This window comes from Rahnella aquatilis CIP 78.65 = ATCC 33071 (assembly GCF_000241955.1).
GTDB lineage: Bacteria > Pseudomonadota > Gammaproteobacteria > Enterobacterales > Enterobacteriaceae > Rahnella > Rahnella aquatilis.
Genome location: NC_016818.1, coordinates 12100 through 30105, shown reverse-complemented (window position 1 = coordinate 30105; position 18006 = coordinate 12100). Strand labels below are relative to the sequence as shown.

Sequence of the window (18006 nt, the reverse complement as noted above, 5' to 3'; positions counted from 1 at the left end):
AGGAACAACACCGCGGGCTCGCCGCCCACACTGGCCCAAAGGTTTATCTTTTAGATAAGTTGAATGGCGTGCTCAAAAATGGCACCGAATGAACGGTTCGAGACGTGAGGCTCGAAGCCTGAAATGAGGGCATCGCGTAGCGATGACATTTTGCGCCACCCACTAATGTGCCGAAATATGTCCATCGTGATTGCGATAGCGCGCAGTGAGAAAACGCGGGAGTCCAGAGGGAGAAGGTTTATTCTCCCTCTGGTCGGTGTGGGCCGATGCCCACGACCTTGACTTTGAATTTGACTTTAAAAAGTCAACGGCTTACTGAAGCAGCGAAATATCCGCCACCTGCAGGAACAACTCCCGCAGCTTGGAGAGCAGCGTCAGACGGTTAATCCGCACCGCTTCGTTCTCATCCATCACCATGACGGTGTCAAAGAACGTATCGACGGTTTCACGCAATGCAGCCAGTTCCACCAGCGCTTCTTTGTACTGCCCGGCCGCAAACAGCGGTTCCAGTTTGTCGCGCAGCACCACCAGATGCGTCGCCAGTTTCAGCTCAGCAGGTTCTTTCAGTACGGAAGCGTGGACGTGATCCAGCAGGACATCGGTGGATTTCGCCAGAATGTTCGATACACGTTTGTTGGCCGCAGCCAGCGTTGCCGCTTCATCCAGCGTACGGAAGTAGCTCACCGCTTTCACGCGGGCATCGAAATCTGCCGGTTTGGTCGGACGGCGTGCCAGCACAGCCTGAATAGTATCGACCGCGTGACCTTCTTCCTGATACCACGCGCGGAAACGACCGAGCATGAAATCAACCACGTCATCGACAACCCTGGCGTTAGTCAGCTTGTCGCCGTACAGACGCACCGCTTCTTCGGTCAGGGTTTGCAGATCAAGCGGCAGGTTTTTCTCAACGATAATGCGCAGAACACCCAGCGCGGCACGACGCAGTGCGAACGGGTCTTTGTCGCCTTTCGGATGTTGACCGATGCCGAAAATACCGGCCAGGGTGTCCATCTTGTCAGCGATTGCCAGCGCGCACGCTACCAGCGAAGCCGGTAACTCGTCGCCCGCAAAGCGTGGCTGATATTGTTCGTTCAGCGCAACCGCCACTTCTTCCTGCTCGCCGTCGTGACGTGCATAGTGCATGCCCATCACGCCCTGCGTGTCGGTGAACTCGAAGACCATGTTGGTCATCAGGTCACATTTTGACAGCAGACCGGCGCGTTTGGCGTTCTCCACATTGGCACCGATTTTATCGGCGATCCAGCCAGACAGCGCCTGAATACGGTCGGTTTTGTCGCGCAGCGTCCCCAGCTGTTTCTGGAACAATACGGTTTCCAGACGCGGCAGGTTATCTTCGAGACGTTTTTTACGGTCAGTATTGAAGAAGAACTCGGCATCGGCCAGACGCGGACGCACCACTTTCTCGTTACCGGAAATGATTTGCTGCGGATCTTTCGACTCGATGTTAGCCACAAAGATGAAGTTCGGCAGAAGTTTGCCCGCAGCGTCGTACACCGGGAAATACTTCTGGTCACCTTTCATGGTGTAAACCAGCGCTTCAGCCGGAACCGCCAGGAATTTCTCTTCGAATTTCGCGGTCAGCACCACCGGCCATTCAACCAGAGACGCGACTTCTTCCAGCAGGCTTTCACTCAGATCAGCGATACCGCCAATCTCTTTCGCGGCTTTCTCCGCATCCTGTTTGATCAGGGTTTTACGCTGTTCGTAATCAGCAATGACTTTGCCGCGTTCCAGCAGAATTTGCGGATACTGATCAGCGTTGTCGATGGTGAATTCAGGCTCGCCCATAAAGCGGTGACCGCGGAGAGTGCGGGCAGAATCGATACCGAGAATTTTCGCCGGGATCAGCTCATCGCCTAACAGCAGGGTCACGGTGTGAACAGGACGCACAAACTGCACGTCTGAATCGCCCCAGCGCATCAGTTTAGGAATTGGCAGTTTAGCCAGTGATGTCGCGATCATCGCAGGCAGCAGTTGTTGCGCGCTTTCGCCTTTGACGTGCGCACGGTAAACCAGCCATTCACCTTTATCAGTGACCAGACGATCAGCCTGATCGACCGTGATGCCGCAACCGCGAGCCCAGCCTTCAGCGGCTTTGCTCGGTTTGCCTTCAGCATCAAACGCCTGCGCCACAGCCGGACCGCGTTTTTCGACTTCGCGGTCAGCCTGGGATTCATGCAGACCGGAGACTTTCAGCGCCAGACGGCGCGGGGCGGCAAACCATTTTACGTCGCCGTGTGGCAGATTCGCCGCATCCAGCTCCGCAGTCAGGTTGGCTGCAAAAGATTCAGCAAGGCTGCGCAGAGCCTTCGGTGGCAGTTCTTCCGTGCCGATTTCCACCAGAAATGTTTTTTCAGTCATTGACTTATCTCACTTCTCGTTCTTTTTGCACATCGGGAAGCCCAGCACTTCGCGGGAAGCGTAATACGCCTCAGCAACCGCTTTAGTCAGGGTACGGATGCGCAGAATGTAGCGCTGACGTTCAGTCACAGAAATCGCTTTCCGCGCGTCGAGCAGGTTGAAGCAATGGGCCGCTTTCAGGATGCGCTCGTAAGCCGGCAGCGCCAGTGGCTTTTCGAGAGCCAGCAGGGTTTGCGCTTCTTTCTCGTGCTGTTCAAAACAGGTGAACAGGAAATCGACATCGGCGTATTCAAAGTTATAGGTGGATTGCTCCACTTCATTCTGATGGAACACGTCACCGTAAGTCGTTTTACCCAGCGGACCGTTGCTCCAGACCAGATCGTAAACGCTGTCCACGCCCTGGATATACATCGCCAGACGTTCCAGACCGTAAGTGATTTCACCGGTCACCGGTTTACATTCCAGGCCGCCTACCTGCTGGAAGTAAGTGAACTGCGTCACTTCCATGCCGTTCAGCCACACTTCCCAGCCGAGACCCCAGGCGCCGAGCGTCGGGTTTTCCCAGTTATCTTCAACGAAGCGAATGTCGTGGATCAGCGGATCAAGACCCAGCTCTTTCAGTGAGCCGAGGTACAACTCCTGAATGTTTTCCGGTGAAGGTTTAATCATCACCTGGAACTGATAATAGTGCTGCAGGCGGTTCGGGTTTTCGCCGTAGCGACCGTCAGTCGGGCGGCGTGATGGCTGAACATAGGCTGCCGCAAAAGGCTCAGGGCCGAGTGCGCGCAGGCTGGTCATCGGGTGCGAGGTGCCCGCGCCGACTTCCATATCCAGCGGTTGAACAATGGTGCAGCCCTGCTGCGCCCAATAATCCTGCAGTGTCAGGATCAGGCCCTGAAATGTCTTGGTATCAAACTTTTGCATGTTGGTTTCGCACGCGAGAAAGTGGGTTTAAAGAGAGTGCGACAGTATACCCGCTGCACGGAAGATAATCAGCCAGAATCAGGCGACTGAACGTCACTGAGAGACAGTGTTTAGGTTTCGGTGGAGATTTTCGCAAAGATTAAGGGGCTTAACGCCCCTTTAGCCGTTAAAACCGTGCGCTCAGCCCGGCGTTGTAGGAAGTTTGTTCACCGGAATCCAGTCCGGTGGTTTGTGAGATAGCGGCAAAGGCCGAAATGCTGTGGGTGATCTGCACGTTGAGGCCGGCAGTCATATCCACCCAGTCGTCGTCCTGCTCGCCGGTGGTACGGCTGAACCGGGTGCGGGTGGATTTGATCGCGCCGGTGGTGCTGTAAGTTTTATCGCCAAACTGACGGTCATAGGTGACCTGCGCATACGGATTGACGATGCCAAGTTCGGCATTTACACGCCAGCCAAGCGCACCGATTTGTGAATGGGAGGTCTGATCGCCAAAACGCATCGATGTGCTGTTGTTGCCCTTCTCGCTGTAGCCGTCAACGCTGCTGTAATCCCAACTGTATTGCGCCACTGGCCCGGTTTTCAGCACCGGTAAAACCGGAAAATCCCAGCCCGCAGTGACACGCCCGCCGATCTGTTTGCCGTCCGTTTCACCGCGCTCCGTGCGGGTGGTCGGCCCGAGCGTAATGCGGCGTTTGATATCGTCATAATTGAGCGAGCCGTAATGTACATCGCCGTTGATCCAGCCATTTTCGGCGATTTTAATGCCGGTGAAGGCGGTCGCCATCCAGCCTCGCGTACGGTAGCTGTAATGGTCAGTCGGATCATCCTTATCATCGGAGCCGGAAAGCATCAGCCCCATCATCCAGCGATCGGTCATCTGATAATCCATCCCGATATTCAGCGAGTTTGATGTCAGGTCGCCATCACCCAATCCCAGGGACGGACTGAATTTACTGTCCGCGCTTTGCCCGGCATAACCGCCAAACATGCCGAACGTCCCCGCATCGTTATCCTGCGTGCGCAACTGCTGATAACGGCTGTCGAGCAATCCTTGTGTATTGCGTGCCAGCGACAGCGACCCCTGACTCAGCGCGGAGGCTTCCAGCGGGCCATCGAGCACCGACTGCATATACTGGGCGATCAGCGCGTGCGCCTGGGGGGTCGGGTGGAAATGGTCAGAAAACAGGAAGGCTTTGCTGCTGTCGAAACCCGGCAAACCTGAGGTACATTCTGACGCAGAGGTTCCGACCGGACAGGCCGTCCCTGCGGTATTCGCGAAACCGTACAACGCCGGATCAGCCACCACTTCACCGAACAGCCCGTTGATATCCACACGCGCAATATTGCCGCCGGTTTTCGCCAGCGCGATATCTTCGGTGGTGTTGTAGGTATCGGTCAGCCCGCCCGCCACCTCTTTCAGCGCGTCATAAGCCGCCGCCAGCCCTTTGCCGATAATGTCCTGCACCAGCGGAATATTCGAACCTTCCGCCGCAGCGGCCGCCAGCGCATTGTGAATCGCCCCGGTGCGGGCATCGGCGTCTGGCGTATTTTGTGCGTTCAGATACCGATACGCAGCTTCCAGCGCCTGTTGCTGCACCGGCAGCAGTCCGACCTGAATCACGCCTTCCATCAGCACCGGCGTCAGACCGATATTCGGCACCGTCGGCACAACGACCGTGCCGGCACCGGCTTTCAGTAAATCACTCACCTGCGAGGCCGCCTGCGTCGCGCTGTTGGTCGCAATTTCCACCGCCGTAACCGGGTTCAGGCTGAGCGCAGCCGCCGCCAGATCATTGCCGCCAATCCAGTGGACATACAGCCCGTTCGGATCGGCTTGGCCGCCGGTCGATGCCAGATAACTTTGCACCTGGGCCTGCGTGGTGTAATCAGAATCCAGCCCCGGCACCGCCACGCCGCCGCCTTCGGCATAATTCAGGCCGCCTTTTGAGGAAGGGGTTAAGGTTGTGCCGATGTTGTTCGCCAGGATTTCGTCATAGAGCTGATGCGAACTGCTGTCGAAGGTCCAGCGGCCAATGTTGCCGGTGTCGCTCAGGCTGTCGCCAAAAACATAAAGCTGATCAAAAGCCTGTGCGGACGCCTGTAAACCAAGACACAGCGCCACCGCAAATGCCCCCTGAGAGAGACGCAAAATGCTCTTTTTTTTGCCTGCCATAACGGTGATTTCCCTAAAATAATGACGTTCAACGCCCGGATTAAACGTAAGGATTGCGTAATGATTGGCTTTAAATATTGTTCAGATCCGACCAGCGTCAAGGAGGGGGTCTGGAAATTGCGATGTTGCAGAGTTATCCGAGAAACCACACACTGACGCCACGCATTTAAGCCTCTTATAAGGACGACAGAATGGCGACTACCCGATGCAGCTGGGTTTCGAAAGAACCGATTTACCTCGAGTATCACGATAAAGAATGGGGCGTGCCGGTTAAAGATGGCCGCGAACTGTTTGAAATGTTGTGTCTGGAAGGCCAGCAGGCCGGTCTGTCGTGGATCACCGTGCTGCGAAAGCGCGACGGCTACCGCCAGAATTTCCATCATTTTGACCCGGTACGCATCGCGAAAATGACCGATGACGACGTGGAGCGGCTGGTGCTAGACGCCGGGATCATCCGCCATCGTGGCAAAATCAAAGCCATTATTAGCAACGCACAGGCGTATCTGGCGATGCAGGCCGGTGGTGAAGACTTCTCGGAATTCATCTGGAATTTTGTTGGCGGCCAACCGGTCATCAATAATCCGCTGGGTCCGGAAGGCGTTCCGGCGACAACCATCGTGTCAGACGCCATGTCCAAGGCGCTGAAAAAGAAAGGCTTTAAGTTTATCGGCTCGACGATTTGTTATGCCTTTATGCAGGCGGCAGGGCTGGTGAACGATCATCAGTCATATTGCTTCTGCCACCCGGCGAATCAGCCGTCATGATCCGTGCTGCGCGGCCCGCCGACACCGAAGCCATTCTGATGCTCTGGTTGCGCAGTTCATTGCTTTCCCACGCGTTTATCGCTGAATCCTACTGGATTGAAAGCCTGCAAATGGTCAGGGAAGATTTTCTGCCCAAAGCCAGAACCTGGGTTGATTGTGACCAGGATGATCAGGTTTGCGGGTTTATCAGCGTGCTGAATCAGCAGTTTATCGGCGCGCTGTTTGTCGAAGCCTCACATTACGGAGATGGCACCGCGCAGCGTCTGATGGCGGCGGCAAAAGAGGAATATCCGGTCCTGCTGCTGGAGGTTTATCAGCAAAATGATCGCGCCGTCTCGTTCTATCGCAAGGAAAATTTTGAGATAACCGCCAACACCCGCCATCCCGGTACGGATATGCCAACGTACATTCTGCGCTGGCATCGTCCCCTTTCTGAATAAGTTCCAAAAATCCGTAAAAATACAAAAACGGATATCCGGAATTCTCCTACTGCTTAACGTGCCGAAATTGCGCATAAAGAGCGCCAGAACGCCGCAGGACTGATGTCCTCCCGTTGCATTTGTTTATGTTTTGACACCTTTTTCTGTGCAACTTGTCAGAAAGCAGGCAGTCATAATGCAGCGGTGAAGTTCTTAATAAAAATATCCTGAAGGAAATAAGATGAGCAAAAGATTACTTGTGGTTGCGGGCGTACTTTGCGTCACCCTGGGCCTGTCAGCCTGTACCACTAACCCTTACACCGGCGAATCAGAAGCAGGGAAATCCGGCATTGGCGCAGGTATTGGGGCCGCGCTCGGCGCTGGCGTCGGGATGCTGTCTTCCTCTAAACACGATCGCGGCAAAGGCGCGCTGATCGGTGCCGCAGCGGGCGCAGCACTGGGCGGCGGTGCAGGTTATTACATGGATGTACAGGAAGCGAAACTGCGTGACAAAATGAAAGGCACCGGCGTCAGCGTGACACGTCAGGGCGATAATATCGTGCTGAATATGCCGAACAACGTCACTTTCGATACCAACAGCAGCACGCTGAAACCGGCAGGCGCGAATACGCTGACCGGCGTGGCAATGGTGCTGAAAGAGTACCCGAAAACCGCCGTCAACGTAGTCGGTTACACCGACAGCACCGGTACCCGCGCGCTCAATATGAAATTGTCGCAGCAACGTGCTGACGGCGTAGGCAGTGCGCTGATCACCCAGGGCGTTGAAGGCAGCCGTGTACGTACCACTGGCGCAGGCCCGGATAACCCGATCGCCAGCAACAGCACCGAAGCCGGTAAAGCGCAAAACCGTCGTGTAGAAATCACGCTGAGTCCGTTGCAGTAAAACTCTGCATATCCTCAGTCATCACGGGGCCGCATGGCCCCGTTTTGTTTAGCTTGTGATATTCTCCCGCAACGTGTCTTTTCAACTGCGTTACGGGTGTCAGTATGTCTCTGAAAGCAATCGCGAAAGATCTCGGTATTTCCGTGACCACCGTCAGCCGTGCGCTGAACGGTTACGATGACGTTTCAGCAGAGACTAAAGCCCGTGTTCAGGCAGCGGCTAATGTGCGCGGTTATCGCCCCAATACCCTCGCCCGCCGGTTGAAAATGGGTAAAATCGATGCCGTTGGCCTCATTTTCCCCTTCAGTTCCCACCCTTTAAGTAATTCTGCATTTATCGAAATGGTCGGTTGTATCACGCGCGAACTGGCCAAACATGAAATCGATCTGTTACTGGTGCCGGACGAACTGGGCACATTTTCGTGGCGGCGTCTGATTGAAAGCAAACGCGTTGATGCCATGCTGGTGGCGCATACGCTCGATAACGATCCGCGCCTGCTGGATTTACAGCAGCGTAATTTCCCGTTTCTGGCGCTCGGGCGCAGCGGCTGTCTGACGCAGGATTACGCCTGGTTTGATTTCGATAACCGCGCCGGTATGCAGATGGCAGTCGATCACCTTGCCGCGCTCGGCCATCAGCGCATTGCATTTCTCGGCGAAAATAATCAGCAATCGTTTATCGGCCAGCGCTATCAGGGATATCTCGACGGTTTACGGGCGAATGCACTGGCGGTGAACGCGGACTATATACATAAAATCACCCCAAGCCGTCGCGCGGGTTATCAGGCTACGCAGGCATTGCTGGCGTTACCGGTGCCGCCAACGGCAATTGTCTGTGACTGCAACATGCACGGCGAAGGCGCAGCACTGGCGTTACATGAAGCCGGTTTGCTGCTCAGCGGCGGTGTGTCACTGATCATCTTTGACGGATTGCCGTGCGACAGCGTGCCGGATGTGGCGGTAACCGCTGTCCGTCAGGGCACCCGCGAAGCGGTCGGGCTGCAAATCGCCAATATGACAATGTCGCTGATCCGCAACGAGCCGCTGAGTAATTTACAGGTTCTGTGGCAGCCGGAATTGCAGGCGGGCGTTACCGCACATTCACCACGCTGATACTTCCCATTTCGGTTATTTTTCCACCCTATATCACAAATCTGACGCTGCACGTTTCCAATCCGAAACGTTTCGGATCAATAGTAACGTCATCAAATCGCGTTTTTGCAGGCGCAATTCTTCTGACGGAGCCGTGAAACTATGGAAAACCAGATCGTCCATTTAACCGCCGCGCACACCAGCCTGATCGTCCGCTGCACCCCGTTCGCCGAAATCCTTTACTGGGGAAAGCGCCTCAGCCAGTTCTCAGCAGATGACATCATTTCCCTGAGCCGCGCAGTGCCCAATGGCCGGATTGATGTGGAAGCGCCGGTAAATTTCAGCGCGGATACCGGGCGCGGTTCCTTCGGGACGCCGGGCATGGAGGGCCATCGCGACGGGCTGGACTGGTCGCCGGTGTTCAATACCACGCAGGTGAAGCACAACGGAAACCAGCTCACCCTTATCACCGAAGATCCGCTTGCCGGTCTGCAATTTCGCAGCGAATTGCGCCTCGACGACAGTGGCGTGTTGCAGGCGCGCAACAGCCTGACCAATCTCAAACCCGGCACCTATCAGGTGACGCGGCTGGCAGTGACACTGCCGCTGCCGGAACGCGCCGCCGAAGTGATGGCTTTTCATGGCCGCTGGATAAAAGAATTTCAGCCGCACCGCACGCAGCTTGATCACGGCGGCATCATTCAGGAAAACCGTCGTGGCAAAACCTCCTCCGAATATTTCCCGGCGATGATGATCGGTCATCCGGGTTTCAGCGAAGAACAGGGAGAAATCTGGGGAATACATCTGGGCTGGAGCGGCAACCATCGTCTGCGCGCTGATATCAAAATCGACGGCCGCCGTCTGGTGCAGGCCGAAGCATTATATTTCCCCGGCGAACAGCGCCTTAAACAAGGCGAAACACTGGAAACCCCGTGGCTGTACGCCAGTTATTCCGCCAGCGGTCTGAACCGTATGAGCCAGCAGTTCCACCGTTTTGTACGTGAACAGATTTTGCGCTTTCCGGATGAAAAACCGCGTCCGGTGCACCTCAATACCTGGGAAGGGATTTATTTCGATCACGATCCTGACTACATCATGCAGATGGCGACAGAATCCGCCGCGTTGGGCGTTGAACGCTTCATTATCGACGACGGCTGGTTCCGTGGTCGCGACCATGACCGTGCCGCACTCGGTGACTGGTATCTCGACGAGAAAAAGTACCCGAACGGCCTGAAACCGGTGATTGACCATGTCAAAAAACTCGGCATGGAATTTGGTATCTGGGTCGAGCCGGAAATGATTAACCCGGATTCCGATTTATACCGTGCGCATCCTGACTGGCTGCTGGCGTTGCCCGGTTATCAGCAACCGAGCGGGCGTCATCAGTATGTGCTCGATCTGAACAATCCGCAGGTCTTTGATTATCTGGTGGAACGCATGAGCTGGCTGCTCGGCGAGCACGACGTGGATTACGTGAAATGGGACATGAACCGCGAAATTGTGCAACCGGGGCATGACGGCCGCGCGGCGCTGACGGCGCAGACGCAGCAGTTTTACCGTTTGCTCGACGTGCTGGGTGAACGCTTCCCGCAGATTGAATTTGAATCCTGTGCATCCGGCGGTGGTCGCATTGATTTTGAGGTGCTCAAACGCAGCCACCGTTTCTGGACATCCGACAATAACGACGCGCTGGAGCGGCAGAAAATTCAGCGCGGCATGAGCTATTTCTTCCCGCCGGAAGTGATGGGATCGCATATCGGCAACAAGCTGTGCCACGCCACCTCACGCCAGCACAGCATCGAATTCCGTGGCCTGACCGCCCTGTTCGGCCATATGGGCATTGAGCTGGATCCGGTGAAAGAAGGCGAGGCCGAACGCGCCGGTTTCGCCAAATACACCCGCCTGCATCAGCAGCTTCGTCCGTTATTGCACAGCGGCGATGTTTACCGCGTGGATACTCATGACGGGACGATGCTGATAAACGGCGTGGTCAGTGAAACACGCGACAGCGCGGTATTCCTGGTCAGCCAGCTGGCAATGCCGACCTGGTCATTGCCCGGCGTATTGCGGGTGCCGGGGCTGAAACCCGATGCGCGTTATCGCGTGACGGTGCTGGATGAACCGCCGCTACTGGCGGGCGGCGGCAGCGGCCACACCATGCGCGTACAACCGGCGTGGCTGCATGAATCTCCGGTATTGAGCGGAGAATGGCTGGCAAATGCCGGGCTGACGTTGCCGGTGCTGGATCCTGAAAGCGCACTGCTTCTGGGTTTCGAAGAAGTCAGATAACAACAAAAAAACGCCGGTACGACAGTGCCGGTTTTCATGGTTTCGGCAAGGAAATCACTATGAACCCTACACAAACCTCCGATCATTGCTTTTATAAAAACAATACTAATTTCTGGATATTTGGCAGCTATTTCTTTCTCTACTTCTTCATTATGGCGACCTGTTATCCGTTTTTACCGATCTGGCTTTCTGATGTTATCGGCCTGAGCAAAACAGAAACCGGCATCGTATTTTCCAGCATGTCGTTATTTGCCATCCTGTTTCAGCCGGTTTTCGGCATCATTTCTGACAAGCTTGGCCTGAAGAAACATCTTCTGTGGATCATTGCGGTGCTGCTGTTTCTGTTTGCACCGTTCTTCATTTACGTTTTCGCGCCATTGTTAAAACTGAATATCGTGCTCGGCGCGATACTCGGCGGTGCGTATATTGGTTTCGTATTTGCGGGCGGCTCAGGTGCCACTGAGGCATATATCGAAAGGGTCAGCCGCAACAGTTCGTTTGAATACGGCAAGGCGCGGATGTTCGGCTGTTTCGGCTGGGGGATTTGCGCCTCAACGGCGGGTGTGCTGTTTAACATCAACCCGGACATCGTGTTCTGGATGGGTTCCGGGGCCGCGATCATTTTGATGATTTTACTGCTGATTGCCCGTCCGCAGGAAAACAAAAACGCACAGGTGCTGGATAAACTCGGGGCCAATCAGCCGCAATTTTCACTGAAAACGGCGGCAATGTTGCTGAAAGAACGCAAACTGTGGATGCTGATTTTGTATGTCATCGGCGTGGCCTGTGTGTATGACGTGTTCGATCAGCAGTTCGCCACCTTCTTCAAAACTTTCTTCGCGTCTCCCCAACAGGGCACGGAAATGTTCGGCTACGTCACCACGGCGGGAGAACTGTGTAACGCACTGATTATGTTCTGTTCACCGTGGATTATTAACCGCATTGGCGCGAAAAACACCTTGCTGCTGGCGGGCACCATTATGTCGATCCGCATTGTCGGTTCGTCATTTGCCACCACGGCGATTGAAGTGATTTTGCTGAAAATGCTGCACGCGCTGGAAGTGCCGTTCCTGCTGGTCGGGGTGTTCAAATACATCACTCAGATTTTTGATGTCCGGTTCTCGGCAACCCTTTATCTGATCGGCTTTAATTTTGCCAAACAACTGGCGGCGATTTTCCTTTCCGCCTTCGCGGGCAATTTGTATGACCGTATCGGATTCAGCGATACCTATCTGATCCTCGGTGGTATCGCCTTCGGGGTTACGATCATTTCGGCGTTTACCCTGAGCAGCAGGCCGAAGGTGGAGGTCGTACCGCCAGTAGAAACAGCAGAAGGCTTGCGCTGACTTGCGGGTGCAGCCTTTCGGCACTCTGTGCTAGTCTGCGTGGGACAAGCATGAGGAGAGAAAGGCTGTGAGTAAAAAACAGGAACCGGGCGCAACGGTCCGAGCCACGATACGCGACGTCGCCAGCGCCGCAAAAACGGGTAAGACCAGCGTTTCACGCTATCTCAACGGTGAACAACACCTGCTGTCCGATTCGCTGAAAGAGCGCATCGGACGGGCAATCTCCCTGCTCGATTATCAGCCTAGCCAAATGGCGCGCAGCCTGAAAAGCGGACAAACGCGTCTGGTGGGGCTTATCCTCGCCGATATTACTAATCCGTATTCCGTTGAAGTGATGCGTGGCGTCGAAGCCGCGTGCCGCCAGGAAGGACTGACGCTGCTGGTGTGTAACACCAATAATGAGCTGGATCAGGAAAAGCATTACCTGCAATTACTCAGCAGTTATCGCGTCGATGGCATTGTGGTGAATGCCGTCGGGATGCGCGAGGCGGCAATTTCCACGCTGCAGCAGGCCAATTTACCGATGGTATTGATTGACCGTAAAGTCGCGAATTTCGCCTGCGACGTCATCGGGCTGAACAACGTTGAAGCCACACAGATGATGACCGGTCATCTCCTGAAGCAGGGTTTCGAAGCCCTGCTTTTCATCAGCGAACCCGCCACCATTAATACCCGTTTCGACCGCTTGCATGCCTTCCTGAAATGTATGCAGCAATATCCGCAGAACATTGCTGAACAGGGTGAAATTGAGCTGAGTAATACCGAAGGACTCGATAATCTGCTGAAGGCGTTTGTGGCGCGGCATGCGGATAAACACAAAGCCGTGATGTGCGTGAACGGCGCACTGACGCTACAGGTCGCTCGCGCTATGCAGCGGCTGAATCTGCGCTGGGGGCCGGACATCGGTTTATCCGGTTTTGATGAACTGGTATGGGCCGATCTGGCGGGCGTCGGCATCACCACACTCAGGCAACCCACCTATGACATGGGGGTTGCGGCCCTCAGACAACTGGTGACCCGAATTCAGGGCAATTCCGACCCGGTGACTGACCTGGAATTTTCCGGTGAGCTGATTGCGCGCGGTTCCACAGCAGCGCGCTGATCCCTTTTCTTCTCCCGTTCCCTGTCCGTTCTTCGTGAGCGGGATCATATTTTTGCGCTTTTGTTCTGTCGATTGGAACCGGTTCCAATTAGGTTGTATAAAACGAAACAAAACGTTAACAACGGCTCGACCTGTCATTTGTTCCACTAAAATAAGATTTCACAAATGATTGCCTGCGCCAGATTACAGGGCGCTTTCACAGGATAAATATTCATGAAAAGAGAAATCGTCATTGTCACCGCAGCCTACGGCAACAGCGTGGTAAAAGCCCGCGGCGGCCAGGCAGAGCTGCTTTCAGTGATTGCTGATGCCAAAGCCGACGGCGTGGAAATTCGTCGCGAATTGTTCTCTGCCGAAGAACTGGACTCGCTGCCGGCGCTGGCAGAAAAAATTAAAAATCATGGATTGTTTGCCGTGTACTCCGTGCCATTTCCGCTGTTTTCACCTGCTGGCAAGCTTAATCCTGATGCACCACAATATTTTGAAGAGGCACGCATTCTCAATGCCCGCACGATCAAGTTTTCTCTCGGCGAATTTGTGCCGGGCCAGGATCTGACCCCGCTGAAGGTGGTGCTGGCGACGAGTCCGGTGAAACTGGTGGTTGAGAATGACCAGTCGCCGGATTGCGGCATTCTTTCACGCATTAACGCCTTTATGTTTGCTGCTGAGTCGCTGCATCTGCCGTTAAGCATGACGTTCGACATGGCCAACTGGCTGTGGGTCGGGCAGGATCCGGCCGTGGCCGCTGAGCGTCTGGCGCGTCATGTGGGTTATGTGCATGTCAAAGCTGCACAAAAACGTAGCGGGAAATGGCATGCCGTCGCGCTCGATGACAGCGATGGCAGTTGGGAACCTTTATTGAAAAGCCTGCCTCAGGATGTTCCGCGCGGTATCGAATTCCCGCTTGAAGGGGATGATCTGACTGCGGTGACGCACCATTACGTAGAACTGTTACGTCAGTAAGCCGAACCGGGACCGTGCTGACGCACTATCAGGAGAAACAGTTATGAACCAGTCAAGGATCGCCGCCCGCCGCTGGTGGTACATCATGCCGATCGTGTTCATCACTTACAGTCTGGCGTATGTCGACCGTTCGAACTTCAGCTTTGCCTCGGCGGCCGGTATCAACGACGATTTGGGCATTACCAAAGGGATGTCGTCCCTGTTGGGTGCCCTGTTTTTTCTGGGCTATTTCTTTTTCCAGATCCCCGGCACGATTTACGCCGAGCGTCGCAGCGTTAAGAAACTGATTTTCTGGTGTTTATTGCTATGGGGGGGATTCGCCTCTTTAACCGGCGTGGTAACCAATATTCCGATGCTGGCGGTGATCCGCTTCGCGCTTGGCGTGGTCGAAGCCGCCGTTATGCCCGCCATGCTGGTGTATATCAGCAACTGGTTCACCAAATCCGAACGCTCCCGCGCAAACACCTTTCTGATCCTCGGCAATCCGGTAACGGTGCTGTGGATGTCGGTACTTTCCGGCTATCTGATCAAATCGTTTGGCTGGCGCGAGATGTTTATCTTCGAAGGCATTCCGGCGATTGCCTGGGCAGTTATCTGGTGGTTCACCGTCAAGGATAAACCCGAAGAAGTCAGCTGGCTGAGCGATCGGGAGAAACAGGCGCTGGCCGCACAGCTGGAAAAAGAGCAGAAAAACATTCAGGCGGTCGGCGGTTACCGCGAGGCTTTCCGCTCGCGCAATGTCGTGCTGCTTTGTCTGCAATATTTCTTCTGGAGCATCGGCGTATATGGCTTTGTGCTCTGGCTGCCGTCAATTTTACGCGACGGCAAATCGATGGGGATGGTCGAAGCGGGCTGGTTATCCTCCGCCCCTTATCTGGCCGCTACCCTCGCCATGATCCTGGTGTCCTGGGCATCAGACAAAATGCAAAACCGTAAGTTATTTGTCTGGCCGTTATTGCTGGTCGGTGCGCTGGCGTTCTTTGGTTCATGGGCCGCTGGCACAAATAATTTCTGGCTTTCGTACAGTTTACTGGTGATCGCCGCTGCGGCAATGTATGCCCCGTATGGCCCGTTCTTTGCCATTATTCCTGAAATGCTGCCGAAGAATGTTGCCGGTGGCGCAATGGCATTAATCAACAGTCTGGGCGCGCTTGGCTCGTTTTTTGGTTCCTGGTTTGTCGGTTATCTCAACGGCAATACAGGCAGCCCGGCAGCCTCCTTCATTTTCATGGCCGTGTCGTTACTGGTTTCTGCAGGCTTAACCCTGCTGGTGAGACCGCGAAAGGCCAACATTCCGCCGAAAGAAGTTTCCTTAACCCAAGGGAGTAAGTCATGAAGCCGTCTATTGTTTTGTATAAAAAATTACCCGCAGATTTGCATCAGCGTCTGGAAGAGCATTTCACCATCACTGAATTTGATGGCATCACGGAGTCAAACCGCTCGCAGGTGTTTGATGCGCTGCAAAATGCCGAAGGGTTACTGGGTTCCGGCGGGAAAATTGATAAAGAACTTTTCGACCATGCGCCGCGCCTGCGGGCTGTCTCAACTATTTCAGTGGGTTATGATAACTTCGACGTAAAAGAACTGACGCGTCGCCAGATCCCGATGATGCATACCCCGACCGCACTGACCGATACCGTCGCTGACACGGTGATGGCACTGGTGCTGGCCACCGCCCGTCGTGTGGTCAACGTGGCCGAACGTGTAAAAGCCGGTGAATGGAACGATAACATTGGCGCAGACTGGTTCGGCACCGACGTTCATCATAAAACCATGGGCATCGTCGGCATGGGGCGTATCGGTCTGGCGCTGGCGCAACGTGCGCATTTCGGCTTCGACATGCCGATTTTGTACAATGCACGCAGCCAGCATAAAGAAGCGGAAGAGAAGTTTGGCGCGCGTAAATGCGAGCTGGATGAACTGCTGAAAGAGTCTGATTTCGTGTGTATTTTGCTGCCAATGACGGAACAGACTTTCCATCTGATTGGCAAAAACGAACTGGCGCAAATGAAATCCAGCGCCATTTTGATTAACGCTGGCCGTGGCCCGGTCATTGATGAACCCGCACTGATTGACGCGCTGAAAGCCAAAACCATTTATGGCGCCGGTCTGGATGTATTTGAAACCGAACCCCTGCCAAAAGATTCACCGCTGCTGAGCCTGCCGAACGTGGTGGCCCTGCCGCACATCGGGTCTGCAACACATGAAACCCGTTATGACATGGCTGCCTGCGCCGTGGATAACCTGATTGCAGCGCTGAAAGGCGACGTAAAACAATTCTGCGTTAATCCGGAAGTACTGAAGAAATAAATGTAACAAAGACCGGCCCGGGTGTTGCCCAGTGGCCGGTCTGGCTGTGTTTTTTTGAAAGGTCAAAGATATTTCATTAACATCTCTCTGATGTTTCTGTCAGCTTTTCTTGCATATATTTCATTGTTAAAAGCTAAAAGGCTGTTTTTCAGCGTCGGAGTGGGCACATCACCGGCTGTCAAAAGTTTGAAGGTGATAGTACCAGTGAAGGGCCTTCTTCCGGCGACCATTGTCTGAAGCTTGTTGAATAATTCTTCCCCCCCCAGCTCGCGGGCGCGCGCGTTCAAGCCATCGATAAGAGGCTCTTTCCAGCTTTGCTTGTCGTAATAAGGTAAGCTTTCTTTCAATGATAAGTAATCAGAAAGACTTTGATCACCAGACATCATGCCGGTTTTACTCACACTGGTAAGATTTTTGAACGTCGTGGAAGGAAGTGTTGTAGTGATACAGATATGTATTTTTTTATTCCCTGTCCCTCTGATATTCCCGTGACTCATGATCGTACTTTCATCTTTCATTGTTGAGAAATGGCATTCAGAAAAGAGATCATTATAAGGCGGTTTTGAAAAACAATTATTTAGCCCCTTCAGCACACGCGTAATAGCGTTTTTCTCCCTGCAGACGAAGACATACGCTGAATTATTCTGAAAATCTTTTTCCTCAATCAATGTATTAATAATAAAAACCTGAGAACAAGTCACCTCGGCATCTGAACTTAAATAAGCAAAATACAACGCGCAGCTTTCCGGCAGGGATAAATTATAACTATCCAGTAGTTTAATAACGTCCTGCTTTGCCGATTTTTTTATGCTGATGACCTCTTGCTCAGGCATGGGGAGATATCCCAGAGATTTCTCACTGAACCCCAGGGAATGAATGATGATGTTCTTGAAGCCTAAATGGTTGAGAACAGCTTTATAATCCAAGTCATTTGATTCATTATCCCGAAGGGCATCCATTTCATCAATAAGTATAATTGTTGTGGCGTTTATCTTATTTTCATAAAGAAACGTTTTTAACACAGACGCTAAAATATGGGGCGTCATGATACTGTGCGGCGTCACAATAATAATCGGGTTGGTGTAATTCACCGGTTTTCCAGGATTAAAATGCTCTTGTGTTTTTATACGGGAATGTCTCGATTCTGCATCAACAGTAAAAAGCATTCCTTCTGCCTGTGTGCTGCGGGCAATCTCTTTTATTTTCTTCCCAAGGGCATAATCTCCTCCGCCCGCCATAACTAAATTCATAATAATTATGCTTTTCTTCATTACATTAACCTGGTGTATATATTTTAAAAAATAATTATGCCATTGAGAAAAGTGAAAACACAGACGCG

The 18006-nt window shown here is 53.6% G+C and carries 14 protein-coding genes; 10 read left to right on the top strand and 4 right to left on the bottom strand.

Features of this window, described 5'->3' with window-relative positions; translation table 11 throughout:
• Positions 1–312: 312 nt before the first annotated feature.
• From glyS to RAHAQ2_RS00115, 3 genes are all read right to left on the bottom strand, one after another.
• Positions 313–2382, bottom strand: a complete 2070-nt coding sequence (gene glyS / locus RAHAQ2_RS00125) for a glycine--tRNA ligase subunit beta (protein WP_014333299.1) — start codon at positions 2380–2382, stop codon at positions 313–315.
• 9 nt (positions 2383–2391) lie between these two features.
• Entirely contained in the window at positions 2392–3306 is a 915-nt protein-coding gene (gene glyQ, locus RAHAQ2_RS00120; protein WP_014333298.1) for a glycine--tRNA ligase subunit alpha, read from the bottom strand.
• A 166-nt stretch (positions 3307–3472) separates the two neighbouring features.
• On the bottom strand, positions 3473–5479 hold the full coding sequence (locus tag RAHAQ2_RS00115) for an autotransporter domain-containing esterase (protein ID WP_014333297.1): 2007 nt from the start codon (positions 5477–5479) through the stop codon (positions 3473–3475).
• Positions 5480–5670: 191 nt separating this feature from the next.
• Between RAHAQ2_RS00115 and RAHAQ2_RS00110 the strand changes: the two genes are divergently transcribed.
• The 10 genes from RAHAQ2_RS00110 to ghrB all read left to right on the top strand — a co-directional run bounded on the left by RAHAQ2_RS00110 (position 5671) and on the right by ghrB (position 16667).
• The gene (locus tag RAHAQ2_RS00110; RefSeq protein WP_014333296.1) at positions 5671–6243 is read left to right on the top strand and encodes a DNA-3-methyladenine glycosylase I; all 573 of its coding nucleotides are present in this window, start codon (positions 5671–5673) and stop codon (positions 6241–6243) included.
• Positions 6240–6683 (top strand): N-acetyltransferase, encoded by a 444-nt coding sequence (locus RAHAQ2_RS00105; RefSeq protein WP_014333295.1) that lies wholly within the window; start codon positions 6240–6242, stop codon positions 6681–6683. Before RAHAQ2_RS00110 ends, RAHAQ2_RS00105 begins: the two co-directional genes overlap by 4 nt.
• 220 nt (positions 6684–6903) lie before the next feature.
• Positions 6904–7566, top strand: a complete 663-nt coding sequence (locus RAHAQ2_RS00100; RefSeq protein WP_014333294.1) for an OmpA family lipoprotein — start codon at positions 6904–6906, stop codon at positions 7564–7566.
• A 104-nt stretch (positions 7567–7670) separates the two neighbouring features.
• Positions 7671–8678 carry a substrate-binding domain-containing protein gene (locus RAHAQ2_RS00095; protein ID WP_014333293.1) on the top strand — a complete coding sequence of 336 codons (1008 nt, stop codon included), beginning with the start codon at positions 7671–7673 and terminating at the stop codon, positions 8676–8678.
• A gap of 141 nt (positions 8679–8819) precedes the next feature.
• On the top strand, positions 8820–10946 hold the full coding sequence (locus RAHAQ2_RS00090; protein ID WP_014333292.1) for an alpha-galactosidase: 2127 nt from the start codon (positions 8820–8822) through the stop codon (positions 10944–10946).
• 59 nt (positions 10947–11005) lie between these two features.
• On the top strand, positions 11006–12292 hold the full coding sequence (locus tag RAHAQ2_RS00085; protein WP_014333291.1) for an MFS transporter: 1287 nt from the start codon (positions 11006–11008) through the stop codon (positions 12290–12292).
• 67 nt (positions 12293–12359) lie between these two features.
• Positions 12360–13394, top strand: a complete 1035-nt coding sequence (locus RAHAQ2_RS00080; protein WP_014333290.1) for a LacI family DNA-binding transcriptional regulator — start codon at positions 12360–12362, stop codon at positions 13392–13394.
• A 213-nt stretch (positions 13395–13607) separates the two neighbouring features.
• Positions 13608–14357 (top strand): sugar phosphate isomerase/epimerase family protein, encoded by a 750-nt coding sequence (locus RAHAQ2_RS00075; RefSeq protein ID WP_014333289.1) that lies wholly within the window; start codon positions 13608–13610, stop codon positions 14355–14357.
• Between the two features lie 43 nt (positions 14358–14400).
• Entirely contained in the window at positions 14401–15693 is a 1293-nt protein-coding gene (locus RAHAQ2_RS00070) for an MFS transporter (protein WP_014333288.1), read from the top strand.
• On the top strand, positions 15690–16667 hold the full coding sequence (gene ghrB, locus RAHAQ2_RS00065) for a glyoxylate/hydroxypyruvate reductase GhrB (protein ID WP_014333287.1): 978 nt from the start codon (positions 15690–15692) through the stop codon (positions 16665–16667). Before RAHAQ2_RS00070 ends, ghrB begins: the two co-directional genes overlap by 4 nt.
• A gap of 62 nt (positions 16668–16729) precedes the next feature.
• Here ghrB and RAHAQ2_RS00060 read toward each other — a convergent pair whose 3' ends face one another.
• Complete coding sequence (locus RAHAQ2_RS00060) at positions 16730–17938, bottom strand: hypothetical protein (RefSeq protein ID WP_014333286.1); 1209 nt, start codon at positions 17936–17938, stop codon at positions 16730–16732.
• Between the last annotated feature and the right edge of the window lie 68 nt (positions 17939–18006).